13 protein-coding genes are annotated in these 15,776 nt (G+C 34.1%); 10 read left to right on the forward strand and 3 right to left on the reverse strand.

Annotation, left to right across the window (positions count from 1 at the left end; genetic code table 11):
* The first annotated feature begins 155 nt into the window (after window positions 1-155).
* The 8 genes from HGK31_RS00540 (at window position 156) to aqpZ (ending at window position 10,796) form a co-directional block, all read left to right on the forward strand.
* On the forward strand, window positions 156-884 hold the full coding sequence (locus tag HGK31_RS00540) for a DUF2092 domain-containing protein (protein ID WP_191858055.1): 729 nt from the start codon (window positions 156-158) through the stop codon (window positions 882-884).
* Window positions 885-915: 31 nt separating this feature from the next.
* A complete protein-coding gene (locus tag HGK31_RS00545) occupies window positions 916-2,040 on the forward strand; it encodes a DUF6515 family protein (protein WP_191858056.1) in 1,125 nt (374 codons plus the stop codon).
* A 47-nt stretch (window positions 2,041-2,087) separates the two neighbouring features.
* A complete protein-coding gene (locus HGK31_RS00550; RefSeq protein ID WP_191858057.1) occupies window positions 2,088-3,647 on the forward strand; it encodes an arylsulfatase in 1,560 nt (519 codons plus the stop codon).
* Between the two features lie 121 nt (window positions 3,648-3,768).
* Window positions 3,769-4,749, forward strand: a complete 981-nt coding sequence (locus HGK31_RS00555; RefSeq protein WP_191858058.1) for a helix-turn-helix domain-containing protein — start codon at window positions 3,769-3,771, stop codon at window positions 4,747-4,749.
* A gap of 92 nt (window positions 4,750-4,841) precedes the next feature.
* On the forward strand, window positions 4,842-6,365 hold the full coding sequence (locus HGK31_RS00560; RefSeq protein ID WP_191858059.1) for an arylsulfatase: 1,524 nt from the start codon (window positions 4,842-4,844) through the stop codon (window positions 6,363-6,365).
* A gap of 71 nt (window positions 6,366-6,436) precedes the next feature.
* Window positions 6,437-7,471 carry an HAD family hydrolase gene (locus HGK31_RS00565; protein WP_191858060.1) on the forward strand — a complete coding sequence of 345 codons (1,035 nt, stop codon included), beginning with the start codon at window positions 6,437-6,439 and terminating at the stop codon, window positions 7,469-7,471.
* Window positions 7,472-7,513: 42 nt separating this feature from the next.
* Window positions 7,514-9,964, forward strand: coding sequence for an arylsulfatase (locus HGK31_RS00570; protein WP_191858061.1), 2,451 nt, complete (start codon window positions 7,514-7,516; stop codon window positions 9,962-9,964).
* Window positions 9,965-10,106: 142 nt separating this feature from the next.
* Complete coding sequence (gene aqpZ, locus HGK31_RS00575; RefSeq protein ID WP_104734663.1) at window positions 10,107-10,796, forward strand: aquaporin Z; 690 nt, start codon at window positions 10,107-10,109, stop codon at window positions 10,794-10,796.
* A 44-nt stretch (window positions 10,797-10,840) separates the two neighbouring features.
* Here aqpZ and gldC read toward each other — a convergent pair whose 3' ends face one another.
* Together gldC and gldB are read right to left on the reverse strand one after the other, a co-directional pair.
* Entirely contained in the window at window positions 10,841-11,173 is a 333-nt protein-coding gene (gldC, locus tag HGK31_RS00580) for a gliding motility protein GldC (protein WP_104734664.1), read from the reverse strand.
* Window positions 11,173-12,135 carry a gliding motility lipoprotein GldB gene (gldB, locus tag HGK31_RS00585; protein ID WP_191858062.1) on the reverse strand — a complete coding sequence of 321 codons (963 nt, stop codon included), beginning with the start codon at window positions 12,133-12,135 and terminating at the stop codon, window positions 11,173-11,175. The genes gldC and gldB overlap by 1 nt, the downstream gene beginning before the upstream one ends.
* Window positions 12,136-12,221: 86 nt before the next feature.
* On the opposite strand from gldB, the gene nadE reads away from it, so the two are divergent.
* Together nadE and HGK31_RS00595 are read left to right on the forward strand one after the other, a co-directional pair.
* A complete protein-coding gene (nadE, locus tag HGK31_RS00590; protein ID WP_191858063.1) occupies window positions 12,222-13,010 on the forward strand; it encodes an NAD(+) synthase in 789 nt (262 codons plus the stop codon).
* Between the two features lie 98 nt (window positions 13,011-13,108).
* Window positions 13,109-13,735 (forward strand): response regulator, encoded by a 627-nt coding sequence (locus HGK31_RS00595; protein ID WP_104734667.1) that lies wholly within the window; start codon window positions 13,109-13,111, stop codon window positions 13,733-13,735.
* On the opposite strand, the gene dnaG is transcribed toward HGK31_RS00595, so the two are convergent.
* Entirely contained in the window at window positions 13,730-15,688 is a 1,959-nt protein-coding gene (dnaG, locus tag HGK31_RS00600) for a DNA primase (protein ID WP_191858064.1), read from the reverse strand. The genes HGK31_RS00595 and dnaG overlap by 6 nt on opposite strands.
* Window positions 15,689-15,776 lie beyond the last annotated feature (88 nt).

The following is a 15,776-nucleotide window of genomic DNA, read 5'->3' on the forward strand; positions in this document are numbered from 1 at the left end:
ATATTATCTCATATTTATTTTAAACCATAACATAAAGATAATATTAATCTTCCGTGATTTCATTTGATAATTGTTTCATTTACAGGATTTTTTCTTACTTTTATTAGCCATAAATAATTATGGTTTTTCCATTTAAAAATAAACAACCAAAAATCATGAAAATACATCTTTCATTATTATTTTTTTTAATATTTTCAGTTAATTCGTTTTCGCAAATCAACAAAGATCACGATTCTACAGCAATTTTTATTTTAGATAAAATGGCCGATGTTATAGGAGATTTGCAATCTGTAACATTTGAATTAGATAATTCAACAGATCAATTTGATAGCAACAATAATATTGAAAAGCAGTATTCTACGAGCACCATTTCTTTTTCTGGACCTAATAAATTAAGAGTGAAAATTGAAGGTACTAATGGGACAAAAGGTTTTTGGTATGATGGTAGTTATTTATCATTTTACAACTTTGATGAAAACAATTATGTTACACTCGAAGCTCCTGAAACTACTCTAGAAATGATTGATGAAATGCATGTTAATTATGATTTTCAATTTCCAGCAGCAGATTTTTTCTATCCCAATTTTACAGATGATATGATGGAACAATTTGATTCCATTAAGTTTTTAGGAAAAAAAACTATTGACAATGAAGAATGTTATCACATCATGGCAACGAATAGCGAATTAAATGTTCAGTTATGGATATCTAATAAGACCTATCTTCTACCAAAACACTTTGTCATGATTTATAAAAACAAATCGAATTTACAATACGAATCAACTTTTAAAAGTTGGAATCTAAATCCCGATATTCCAGATGCAGCATTTGATTTTTTACCGCCTCCAAGAGCAAGATTAATTAGTATTCTTAAAAAATCGTAACGTAGTTGTTTACCATTCAAAATTTTACATCATGACTAAAGAAAACATAAATTTCAAATACATATTAGCCACTGTTTTATTATTTATAGCACTTATATTACCATCTGAAATAATGGCTCAACGCATGGGACATGGCGCATCAAGAGGTGGTGGACGAACCATGTCAAGAGGCGGCGGACATTCTATGTCTAGACCTTCCAGCAGACCCTCTAATAATAGAGCAACAACCAATAGAAGTTCGAGCAGAAATAAAGCAACAACAAGACCATCGACCTCAAACAGAACGCCTTCAAGATCAATTAATGGAGGGCATACCAAAAACAAAAGTCGAGATTTTTCCAAAAATAAAATGCCTAACCGAAGTACCAATAGAGCCACAAATAATAAATCTACTCGAGACAGGTCTGCAACTGGTGATAGGTCTTCACGTGACAAGTCTGCACCTAAATTAGACACTCGAAATCGCAAAACCTCTAATGTTAAAGATAGAAGTGGGAATAGAGGAAATGGAAACCGAGGAAACAATATTAACAGTGGTAATAGAAGAAACATCAATATAGATAATAGTAGAACCGTAAATGTTAACAGAAGAAACACTTATGTTAGACCTAGTCCTAGACGCTATTCTAGACCGCCTTATGCTTATGGTGGCTATCGCTACTATTGTCATAGACCATATTTTTACCACCCTTTCGTACCTTTTTATTGGGGTCCTTATTATCATCCTTGGGGATATTTTGTAACCTCTTTGGCAACAACGGCAATTATTGTTAGTATAGTTAATGACAATGATGACGACGATGATGAAGAATATCACTACGAAAACGGTAATTATTATCTTAAAACTGAAGATGGTTTCGTGGCTGTTCAAGCTCCTGTTGGTGCCGAAGTACCTGATATACCTGATGAAGCGGAAAAAGTTGAAGTCAATAACACCACAAATTATTACTATGGCGGAGCTTTCTACGAACAAAACAAAGATGGTTACATTGTAGTACCTGCAACTGCTGGAACCATAGTGCCTGGCTTACCTGAAGGTGGAGAAGAAGTAAAAATAGGCGATGTAACTTATGTGCAATTTGGAGATACCTATTACCAACCCATTCAAGTTGACGGTAAGGATATGTATGAAATTGTGGAAGTAAAAAAAGAATAACTAAACCTAAAATTTAATTAAGCTATTAATTGTTAAACAAAAACTATATGAAAAAATTAAACATTATTTTATTGCTTGTATTAATTCCAATACTTGCTATTTCTCAAAACAATAAAAAACCCAATATTCTGGTAATTTGGGGAGACGATATCGGTACATGGAACATTAGTCACAATAATCGTGGGATGATGGGATACATGACCCCTAATATCGACCGAATTGCCAAAGAAGGTGTTGGATTTACTGACTATTATGCACAGCAATCTTGTACAGCAGGACGAGCAGCATTTATTAGTGGTAGTGTTCCGGTGCGTTCAGGAATGACTAAAGTTGGTATGCCTGGTGCCAAAGAAGGTTGGCAAAAAACAGATGTTACCATGGCTACTGTTTTAAAAAGTCAAGGGTATAAAACTGGACAGTTTGGAAAAAACCACCAAGGGGATTTAGATGAGCATTTACCAACCATGCATGGGTTTGATGAATTCTTTGGGAATCTGTATCATCTTAATGCAGAAGAAGAACCTGAAAATTTTGACTATCCAGGAGACATGGTTTTAAAAAATGGTCAAACATTTAAAGAAAAATTTGGTCCTCGTGGAGTTATTCATAGTTGGTCTGATGGTAAAGGCGGTCAGCGTATAGAGGATACAGGCCCATTGACTAAAAAACGTATGGAAACTATAGATGATGAAAGTGTTGCTGCTACAAAAGAATTTATTAAAAAAACTGTCGCATCTGGAGAGCCATTTTTTGTTTGGTGGAATGGAACACGTATGCATTTTAGAACACACGTTAAAAAAGATAGACGTCATCCTGGAAACGATGAGTATACAGATGGTATGATTGAACATGACATGCATGTTGGTCAACTTCTTGACTTTTTAGATGAGTTAGGAATAACTGACAACACTCTTGTGATGTATTCAACAGATAATGGCCCACATTATAACACATGGCCTGATGCAGGAACAACACCATTCCACGGTGAAAAAAATTCTAATTGGGAAGGTGCTTATCGCGTACCTGCTTTTGTAAGATGGCCAGGTCAATTCCCAGCTAATGTTACATTAAACGGTATTGTAGCCCATGAAGATTGGTTACCAACGTTTGCTGCCATTGCTGGAAATCCAAACGTAAAGGATCAATTAAAAAAAGGAACTACATTAAATGGTCGATCATATAAAAATCATATTGATGGTTACAATCAGTTAGATTATTTAACTGGAAAAGTGAAAGAATCTCCAAGAGAAGGATTTATATATGTTAATGATGGTGGTTCTATTGCTGCCTTAAGATATGGCGATTGGAAGGCTACGTTTTTAGAAAATAGAGCACGACAATTACAAATTTGGCTAGAGCCATTTGTAGAACTAAGAGCTCCTTTATTAACTAATTTGCGTCGCGACCCATTTGAAAAAGCTTATCAAGGATCTAATACGTATTACGATTGGTATATTGATCGCGCCTATATCTTAATAGCTATTCAAAGTTATGCTTTTAATTTCCTTTCTACATTTAAAGAATACCCACCTAGTCAAACCGCAGGTGACTGGAGTTTAGGCAAAGTTGAAAAACAAATTGAAGCCATGGTTACAAAAAGTCATTAAGTTATATATTTAATTATAATAAAAGGCAGACGATATCGTCTGCCTTTTTCTTTAAATTGGACTTTTAATGATAGTTTATTTTTTATTGGTTATATTTAAATACATCGATATTTAGATAACATTGAAAAAAATTGATATCACACTAAACGGATATTTACCTTCATTAATTGAAGGTCTTGAATATGATGGCATCAACACTTCTCAATATTTAAAACATCCTTTTTTAAAAAAATTAAACTTATTCGACCCCAATAGCTATATTCCGAACAAACTTTTAGAAGACATTTTAGTTAATATAAAAAAAGACTTAGGTGTTAAAAGTTTAGCCAACGATTTAAATCATCATTTTAAATCTACGAAAATGGGAAAATACAGTCAGCATATTTTCCAAAGCCCAAGCTTTCTAACGTTTCTCACAGAAGTAGTTAAATATCAAAAACACATCCGATCTAATTATGAAGCTAGACTTGATATAATGGGTCCATTTTCTAGATTTTCAGTAAAAATAATTGAAAGACCAAGTCAAGGAAAACTAATCTGTGAAGAAATTGATATTATGCGTATTCTTGACGCCTTTACTATTGTAGGCGGGTCGAGTTTTATTCCAATTGAAATTGGCGTTACAGGAAAATCTGCGTATACAATAGAGCCTATCTTACCACGAGGTAATTATAAATTAAAACTAAACCAAGATGAAAGCTGGGTATTATTTCAGACCAATTTGTTAAACAAAAGAATACCCAATGTTCTTGACAATGCGCCACTAGAAACCATTATAAAATCGCAAAATCCAGAATCTTTTAAAGTTGAAATGCTTTTGAGAAGTTTTAAATCAGGTAATATTCCTAATTTGGATGAGATAGCTTTAATGTTCGATGTTTCTAGGCGTACATTAGAACGAAATCTTTACAAGGAAATGTCGAGTTTTTCTATAATTAAGCAAAAATTCATGCAACAACGTAGCATAGAATTATTACAATCTCATTCCTTATCAATCAAAGAAATATCAGAAAGTTTAAATTATTCTAATAGTCAAAATTTCATAAGAAGCTTTAAAAAATGGACTGGTAAAACTCCCGATTCTTACAGAAACATGGTATAAAAATGGCAGTATTTGTCGTAAAATGATTATTACTAAAAGGTCATATTTTTAGTAAGTTTACAACTTTAACATTCACTAATTCAATTTTTTATATGAAAAAGTTTACAATAATTATGGCAATGCTTGCATTGCCCTTAATTTCGTTAGCCCAATCTGAAAAACCTAATATCCTCGTAATATGGGGAGATGACATTGGTTGGTCTAATACCAGTATTTACAACAGAGGTATTATGGGTTACAAAACACCTAATATAGACCAAATTGGTAAAGATGGTATTATGTTTACCGATTACTACTCACAACAATCGTGTACAGCAGGTAGAGCTGCTTTTATAACAGGTCAATCACCTTATCGTACTGGTCTAACAAAGGTTGGACTTCCAGGAGCTAAAGAAGGTTTAAGTGAAAAAGATCCAACTATAGCTGAACTACTTAAAAATCATGGTTATTCTACTGGGCAATTTGGTAAAAACCATTTAGGAGATCGTGATGAGCACTTACCAACCAATCATGGTTTTGACGAATTTTTCGGCAATTTATATCATTTAAATGCTGAAGAAGAACCTGAACATCCAGATTACCCAAAAGATCCAGAATTTAAGAAAAAATATGGCCCAAGAGGCGTAATTCATTCCTATGCTGATGGTAGAATTGAAGATACAGGACCGTTGACCAGAAAGCGTATGGAAACAGTCGATTATGAGACGAAAGATGCTGCAATAGCATTCATGAAAAAATCAGTTGATGATGGTAAACCATTTTTTACATGGTATAATTCTACTTTAACTCACGTATGGACACATTTAAATGAAGAAGATGAAGGCCAAACTGGGTTAGGAATATATGCAGATGGTATGGTAAAACTCGATAAAATTGTTGGGGAACTTACTAAAGCAGTTAAAGATTTAGGCATTGAAGAAAACACGATTATAATTTTTGGAACAGACAACGGAGCTGAAATCGTATTTTGGCCAGATGGTGGTATGACACCTTTTAGAGGTGAAAAAGCCACAACATGGGAAGGTGGATTTAGAGCGCCTTGTTTGGTAAAATGGCCTAACAAAATTAAACCTGGACAAGTAAGTAATGCTATTTTTTCTGGTGAAGATTGGTTACCTACCTTTCTAGCTGCAGCTGGAGAGCCAAATGTTAAGGAAAAATTACTTAATGGTCATTCAGCAAACGGAAGAACATTTAAAGTTCATTTAGATGGTTACAATCAATTACCATTGTTAACCGGGCAATCTGAAGATGGAGCAAGAGAAGAAATCTTTTATTTCGATGATGATGGATCTTTAAATGCTTTTAGATACAAACGATGGAAAATCCATTTCAAAATACAAGAAAATCATGGATGGAATGTTTGGCAAAAAGAATATACAACCTTAAGATTTCCAATGCTCATTGATTTATATGGTGATCCATATGAAAGAGCACCTCATGATTCAGAAGATTATAGACATTGGTCTGCAGATCGTATGTTCGCCTTGGTTCCTGCTCAAGCCTATGTTGCCCAATTTTTAGCAACATTTAAAGACTACCCTCAAAGACAGCCTGTAGGTAGTTTTAGTTTAGATCAAGTAATGGACGCTATGAATCGAGCACAAAGAAATTAACATAGAATAAGTTTTATAAAAAACCGAATGATGTCATTCGGTTTTTTTATTTTTATACAAAATATCTTTTTATGAATTCAAAAATTTTAATTGTACTGATAATTGTACTGCAGTTTACATTTGGATGCAAAAATGAAAATTCTGAAGCAACGGAAGTAGAAATTGAAGAAGCCATAACCGAATCAGACCCTCTTCCATCTTGGAATGCTGTTGATTCTAAAAAAGCCATTATCGATTATGTTGAAGATGTCACTAATCCAGAAAGTGCAAATTTTATTCCTATTGAAGACCGTATAGCTACTTTTGATAATGATGGTAACCTATGGAGTGAGCAACCAGCTTATTTCCAATTATTCTTTGCCATAGACAGAATTAAAGCTATGGCTTCAGATAATCCCGAATGGAAAGACAAACAACCTTACAAAGCTGTTTTAGAAGATGATATGAAATCATTAATGGATACAGGAATGAAAGGTATTGTTGAAATTATAATGGCTACACATGCAGGCGTTACTGTTGAGGAATTTGATTCCACTGTGAAAGATTGGGTTAAAACAGCAAAACATCCCAGCAAAAATGTTGGGTATAATGAATTAGTTTATCAACCCATGCTCGAATTGCTGGAGTATTTAAGAACTAACAACTTTAAAACATATATTGTTTCTGGTGGTGGTGTGGATTTTATGCGTGCTTTTGTTACAGAGATTTATGGAATACCTACCGAGCAAATTATTGGAAGTCGCGTAAAAACCGAATATGATTACAATAATGGAAACCCAATAATTAAACGTTTACCAGAACTGGATTTTATAGATGACAAAGAAGGAAAACCCCTAAACATTCAAAAAATTATTGGTAAAAAACCAGTATTTTCGTCTGGAAATTCTGATGGTGACCTTCAAATGCTACAATGGACTGATTCAAATAAATATAAATCATTTCAACTCTATTTACATCACACCGACGCCGATCGTGAATGGGCGTATGATCGGGAATCTCATGTTGGAAAGCTAGACAAAGGATTAGATGAAGCCATTGAAAAAGGTTGGACAGTAATTGATATGAAAAATGATTGGAAAGTAATTTATCCTTTTCAACTACAATAATTATCTTTATAACATATAATATTAATCAATTAACAACCAAAAATGGAAAAACAAAAATTTAAAAAACTAAATGCCTTCTATGTGTTAATGGCTGCATTTTGTTTGACAATAGTTGCTTCTTGTAACTCTAAACAAGAAACGACTAAAACAGAAGCCTCTAGCACGGATGATGGTTTTAAAGGAAAAATAGCTCTAGACATTAGAGATTCAGAGTCTGATTGGTCTGCATTTACACCAAAATCTGCTCCTGAAGGTGCACCAAATATTCTATTTGTTTTATACGACGATACAGGCCTAGGTGCTTGGTCTCCTTATGGAGGACGTATTAATATGCCTACTATGGACAGATTAGCAGCAAATGGTTTAACCTATACACAATGGCATACTACAGCATTATGCTCACCTACACGTTCAACTATTTTAACTGGAAGAAACCACCATTTAAATGGTATGGCATCAATCACAGAAACTGCAGATGGATTTCCAGGTTCTAATGGTCGAGTGCCAGATGATTGTGCGCCTTTTGCACAAATTTTAAGAGATAATGGTTGGAGCACCTTCTGGATTGGTAAAAACCATAATGTTCCAGAACAGGATGTTGCTCCTGGAGGTAGCAGAAGTGAGTGGCCAACTCAAATTGGTTTTGATAGATTCTACGGATTTTTAGGAGGTGAAACTAACAACTGGTATCCAGATTTAGTTATGGATAATCATTTTATTGAAGCGCCTGCAACACCTGAAGAAGGTTATCACCTTTCTAAAGATTTAGCAGATCAAGCTATTACAATGTTACGTGATAAAAATGCAACTAATCCTTCAAAACCATTCTACATGTGGTTTAATCCAGGTGCCAACCATGCACCTCATCATTCACCAGCGGAATATACAGCAAAATACAAAGGCATGTTTGATGATGGTTACGATGCTTATCGTGATTGGGTTGTTAAGCGCATGAAAGACAAGGGTATTTTACCTGAAGATACTGGAATGGCAGATTTTAACCCTATGCCTGATGATATGGCTAATCCAGCTGATTATGTTCGCCCATGGGATGAATTAAATGCAGATGAGAAGAAATTATTCTCAAGAATGGCAGAAGTTTATGCAGGATTTTCTGAATATACAGATGCTCAAGTAGGTCGTATAATTGATTATTTAGAAGAAACAGGTCAGTTAGAAAACACTATAGTTTTATATGCTGCAGATAATGGAGCTTCTGGAGAAGGAAGCCCTAATGGTTCTGTAAACGAAAATAAATTCTTTAACGGTTATCCAGATAGTCTTGAAGAAAACTTAAAATATATGGATGTTTTAGGTGGACCAGATACATACAACCACTTCCCTACTGGTTGGGCAGCAGCTTTTTCTGCACCATTTAAAATGTTTAAACGCTATTCACAATATGCAGGTGGAACCAATGATCCACTAGTCATTTCGTGGCCAAAAGGTATTAAAGCTAAAGGTGAAATTCGTCATCAATATCATCATTCAACTGATATTGTTCCAACTCTTTTAGAAGCCTGTGGTATAGAAATGCCTGAAGTTTATAATGGTGTAAAACAAACTCCTCTTTCTGGTGTGTCTATGGTTTATTCATTTGATGCAGAACCAGATGCTCAAACTGAAAAAGAAGTACAATATTACTGTATGTTAGGAACTAGAGGGATCTGGAAAGATGGTTGGAAAGCTGCTGCAGTGCATTCACCATTATCTGGAAAAAGTAATTTTGACCAAGATGTTTGGGAACTCTATCATGTTGCAGAAGACCGTTCTGAAACTAATAATTTAGCTGAAGAGTATCCAGAAAAATTACAGGAATTAATAGATGAATGGTTCAGACAAGCAGAAATTAACAAAGTATTGCCTTTAGATGACAGGAGTGCTGCTGAAATTTTAGGTACCGAAAGACCATCGCAAGAAGCAAAAAAAGACCGTTATGTTTATTACCCAAATACAGCTCCAGTACCTGAAGGTGTGGCTGTTAATATTAGAGGTAGAAACTACAAAATCCTGGCTAATGTAGAGATTACAGAAGCTAATGCCGAAGGTGTAATTTTTGCTCATGGTTCTCGATTTGGTGGGCATTCATTGTTTATAAAAGACAAAAAATTATACTATGTATATAATTTCCTTGGAATAAAACCAGAACAAGTGTTTATATCAAATACAACTTTAAAACCAGGTAAATACACTTTAGGAATGGAATTTGTTCGCGAAAAAGCAGGAGAATATGGCGAATCACTTGGAAACACAAAATTATATATTAATGAAACTGTTGTTGCCGAAGGGCCAATGCGAACACAACCAGCCAAATTTACTTTATCAGGTGATGGTTTATGTGTAGGTTATGACAGTGGAGATAATGTTAGTAATTTATATAAATCTCCTGGTGAATTTGAAGGAGGGACAATTCAAGGGGTTGGTGTAACAGTAGAAGGCACACCTTATATAGATTTAGAAGCAGAAGCTAAACGTATTATGATGAGTCAATAAACATGAAATTAAAATAATAGAAAAAGGAGCTCCTTTTAAATGAGCTCCTTTTTTTTTTGGAATTATCCTTTGATTCTGAATTTTTTGTATCTTCATTATAACTTACTAATTATCTTTGAATTACTAACTAAAATGAAAAAACATGAAAAAACTTATTGCTGAATTTATTGGCACACTTTGGCTTGTGCTTGGTGGATGTGGCAGCGCTGTATTAGCTGCTGGAATTCCTGAATTAGGAATTGGATTTGCAGGTGTTGCCGCTGCATTTGGTTTAACGGTTTTAACGGGAGCCTACGCCGTTGGACATATTTCAGGCGCTCATTTTAATCCTGCTGTTTCAATAGGGTTATGGGTTGGAGGTCGCTTTGAGGGGAAAGAGCTACCAGGCTATATTATTTCCCAAGTTCTCGGCGGACTTGCCGGAGCAGCTATTTTGTATGCTATAGCAAGTGGTATTGATACATTTAGCCTATCTGATGGTTTTGCCGCTAATGGTTACGGTGAGCATTCTCCTATGGGCTATAGCATGACTTCGGCTTTAGTTACAGAAATTGTTATGACATTTATGTTTTTAATAATAATTTTAGGTGCTACTCATAAAAATGCATCGCCTGGAATTGGTGGTATTGCAATTGGCTTAGCACTTACTTTAATTCACCTAATCAGTATTCCTGTAACAAACACATCGGTTAATCCTGCAAGAAGTACTAGTCAGGCCTTGTTTGTTGGCGATTGGGCTACAGGTCAACTATGGTTGTTTTGGGTAGCTCCTATTATTGGCGCTATTTTAGCAGGTATTGTTTATAAATATTTGGCTCCTGATAAGGATTAAAGCTTACATATCTCAAAATAAAAGGACCTGTAGAACAGGTCTTTTTATTTTTTTAATTCTAATTTTTCAGCAAAATAATCACAGAAATCCTTCATTGTAGCTGTCATTTTTTCATCTTGTGTCGCTTTATGAAATGTATCACTCATAGCCACCAATGTTTGATGAAAAAAAACTTTCATTTCATCAACTGGCATATCCTTTGTCCACAAATCTATACGCAACGTCTCTTGTGTTTTATGATCCCAAACTGATAACAACATGGCTTTTGCCTCCTCATTATTAATCCCGCCATCTTGAGCTGTCCAATTCAGTTTTTCCGGAACACGATTTTCATCTAACTCCACAGTCAATTCTATCGTCGATTTTATATTTGCCATTACTTTCTGGGTTTAAACTTAGCATTATTAAAAATTTCGGTCGCTTCTTTACTTAACATATCTTTCAATGTCACATCATTATTTTTCATATATGATTTTACAATTTGCCAACCAATGTACTGACCTATTCTTCCTGGTGATTCCTTATCAATCAATTCTAAATAAAACTTTGAAAAAGGTGCAGGATTTATAAATCGTGATGGGAGTTTGGGATCTGTACTATATAAAAGTTCTTTATCCATAAAATGATTCCATATAAAAAACTCATTTGCTTCTGCCCAATCCAGCTGCTCTTGAGTGTAGCCAATTTTTTCTGCATCAGTTTTAAAAGGAATCATGATATCTTTAAAATATAGTAGTTTTCCAAAATAAATCATTTCATCAAGCAACGTTTTTCTATTAGCTTGAAAACTATATTTTTCAGCATAAGCCTTGGCCATGTCAACAACGATTTGATCACTTTCAAAATTTTGTCGTAAATAATTCTGAATGCCTTGGTAAAACTTATGATCTTTCCCTAAATATGTGTCAATAGATATTAAAACAATAGTATCCGTAACAATTACTTTATTTCTATAATCAACAGATGATGTAGTTGTGATAACTCTCGGCGTTTCAAACTCTGGAAAATAGTATTTTAAGTGTTGGAAAAGTTGCGTGATATCATCTTTCTCTTCCGAAAAATCTTCAAAAGCCTCAATACTTTCGTTCACCAATTCTTGCTGTAATGAATCATTCATTCTATCAATCCAAAAGTTGTCATCATAATGTTTAGGAAACATAAATGGGTAAGCACCTTTTAATTGTAGTAAATCACTGGCACTGGCTTCACCAAAAGCTTTATCAAAACGTTCAACGACAAAATCAATATCAATAGCATTTATGGCTTCTTCATTTTTATTTCCTTCATTACAGGACACTAACAGTATTACCAAAATAACTATGTTTAAATACCTAATCATTTATTGAATGTTTTTTATTTTATTTACTTTAGGGATTTATTTTTGTAAAGCAAAGGTACATTACTTTGATTAAAAAATTCATTAAAATGCAAACGGAAAAAATTATTGATTATATAGTAAATTGGCTTAAAGATTATGCAACTAACGCAAAAGTCAATGGATTTGTTGTGGGAATATCTGGTGGAATTGACTCTGCCGTAACCTCAACGTTATGCGCTAAAACTGGTTTGGACGTTTTATGTATTGAAATGCCAATACATCAAGCAGCGAGCCATGTAAGTCGCGCTCAAGAACATATACAACAATTGAAAACACGTTTTGATAACGTACGTGATATAAGAGCCGATTTGACACCTGTTTTTGAAGAATTTAAAACTGAAATTTCTCTAGAAGGCATTCAAGCGACCGTAGATATGGCTTTGGCCAATGCGCGTGCACGTTTGCGAATGACAACTTTGTATTATTATGCTGGCCTACAGAAATTATTGGTGGCTGGAACAGGAAACAAAGTCGAAGATTTTGGAGTAGGCTTTTACACCAAATATGGTGATGGTGGTGTGGATTTAAGCCCAATAGCCGATTTGTTAAAATCTGAAGTTTACAAACTCGGTGATGTTTTAAAAGTACCTGATTCCATTATGAAGGCTGCACCAAGTGATGGGTTGTTTGGTGATGCAAGAAGTGATGAAGATCAAATTGGTGCTTCTTACCCTGAATTAGAATGGGCTATGAAAATGGCTGATTTAGGGCATACATCATCTGATTTTGAAGGGAGAAAAAAAGAAGTATTTGAAATTTATAAACGTTTTAATTCATCCAACAAACATAAGATGATACCCATTCCTATTTGTGAAATCCCAAAGAATTTAAAATAATTACACAAATTCATCTTGAATTTCTTATCTTTACTAAAGTGTATTTGCTAAATACTCGTTTTGCCTCAACAGTGAAAAACGTCTAAAACTCTCAAGTTATGATTAAACTGTTGGTTGCCGATAGCCACCCAATTGTAAGAAAAGGTCTAGAATTACTTTTTGTTACTTCACCACATATTCAAGTTATTGGTGGTGTAGATAATGGCGAAGCTATTTTTGACTTTTTGAAAGAACATAGAATCGATATTATTCTTTGTGAAATTGACTTACCTAAATTGAATGGTATTACAGCGTTAAGACGCTTAAAACGAGAACACCCTGAAGTAAAAACCATTATGTTTACTTCGCAACCAGAAGAAATTTATGCTATTAATACCATCAAAGCTGGTGCTGATGGATACCTCAACAAAGCCGCGAATATTATCACACTTAAAGAAGCTATTTTAAAGGTACACGAAGGAGGCACTTATTTAAGTAATGATATCGCACAACAAATGACACTTGGCAGGCGTGTGACCCGTTCAGGTTCTGTTTACAAAAAACTTTCTACCAGAGAAATTGAAGTCTTAAAGTTATTATCATCTGGGAGAAAAAATAAGGAAGTTGCCCACGAATTAAATATCAACGAAAAAACTGTGAGTACCTACAAAGCGCGATTAATGAAAAAGCTGAATGTCAATAATATTGTTGATTTAATAAGCCGTGCGAAATTATTGGAATTATAACACCCTATTCAGTTTTCTTGAAAGTAACATTTTTAAACTAGAATAATCTTTTACTTCTTCAAGAATATTCTTATTTACTACATTTTTAGACTCTAATGTTTCTTGCTTAAACTCGACTACTTTTTGTTCAATCAAGTAACAACGTAAACTTAAAATTGTTTCGCTTACCAGTTGTGATATAGAGTGATGCTTTTCCTTTGGATATATATTTTTTCGCTCCCAGTTTGCAAGTGTGTAACGCTCATCCTCCATCAAAATAGTCGTAATTTCACTTGCTATTTCAGGCTCTACTGTGTTTATGAAGTTTTCAATGGCAAAATCTGGCTTTTGATTTAATGTATCAATAATTGTATAATACAATTCTCTAAAGCGTTCATTTGAAAATTGCATTTCATCATCTTGTAAATCCAAATAGATTTTCTCAAATACTTTGGCTTCATGTTTTACTGGTTCTAAAACCAATTCATTTTTATCATTTTCCTTTAAAATCAAATCTTCAAATTCCTCCATTTCACTGCCATATAATAATAGGATTTGAATGATTTTTCGCTCCAATTCATACTGAATATCAACTTTTTTAACAGGCTGTTTGTGTTTTATAACCTCAAACGCTTTTTGATCTTGTTTATATTGTCTGTTACTTTCTTGAAACTCTTTTTTATCAATTTGAGCAAGGGTACTAAAAAGTACGTCTTCACTTATGTCCATTATTCGTGCACATTCCTGAATGTAAATTTCCTTTTTTATTCGATCAGGTATTTTGGCAATACTGTTTACAATGTCCCTTACCGTTTCAGCCTTTTTGATAGGGTCATTTTTTGAAAATTCAAACAATAATGAAGCCTTAAATTGAATAAAATCTTGAGCATGCTCATCTAAATAGACTGTAATTTCTTCTAGGCTATTGTTTTTTGCAAAACTATCAGGATCTTCACCATCTGGAAAGGTACAAACCTTTACATTCATACCTTGTTCTAATATCAAATCAATACCTCGCAATGACGCTCGCAGGCCAGCTGCATCACCATCAAACAAAACGGTTATGTTTTTGGTAAGCCTGTTTATAAGCCGAATTTGTTCTGGAGTTAATGCTGTTCCTGAAGAGGAAACAACGTTCTTAATACCTGATTGATACAGCTGAATCACGTCAGTATAACCTTCAACCAAATAGCAATTATCCTCTTTGGCTATACTTTGTTTAGCATGGTAAATACCGTATAACACTTTACTTTTGTGATAAATATCACTTTCGGGTGAATTAAGGTATTTGGCTGCTTTTTTGTCATTCGTTAAGATACGTCCTCCAAATCCTAGCACGCGCCCACTCATACTCTGAATAGGGAACATCACACGACCTTTAAATCGATCAAAACGTTTCTCTTCTTTTACAATGGTCAATCCTGTTTTTTCAAGATATTCCAACTGGTATCCTTTTTTAAGAGCATCGTCAGTAAATGCTTGCCATTCATCGAGAGAGTAACCTAAATTAAATTTTTTAATAGTTTCTTCTGTAAAACCTCGTTCTTTAAAATAACTTAATCCAATGGCTTTTCCCTGATCGGTTTTATGCAAGATGTTTTGAAAATATTTACTCGCGTATTCACTAACTAGATATAAGCTCTCACGCTCATTGGCTTGTTCTTTTTCCTCGTTGGATTGTTCAGTTTCCACTACTTCTATATTATATTTTTTTGCTAAATATTTTATAGCTTCAGGATAGGTAAAATGCTCATGTTCCATTAAAAAAGCAACCACGTTGCCACCTTTACCACTTGAAAAATCTTTCCAGATTTGCTTTACGGGCGAAACCATAAAACTTGGCGAACGTTCATCGCTAAAAGGACTTAACCCTTTGAAATTACTACCCGATTTTTTAAGCTGTACAAAATCACCAATGACTTCCTCTACTCGGGAAGTTTCAAAAACTTGGTCTATGGTGGATTTTGATATCAAGATTGGCGATAATTATGTAACCGTAAAAGTAATACAATCTTCTTGTATTTAAAATTAATAGTTCCATGAAAAAAGGCCCCAAAAATAC

It is taken from the genome of Hanstruepera ponticola (genome assembly GCF_012931685.1).
GTDB classification, from domain to species: Bacteria; Bacteroidota; Bacteroidia; order Flavobacteriales; family Flavobacteriaceae; genus Hanstruepera; species Hanstruepera ponticola.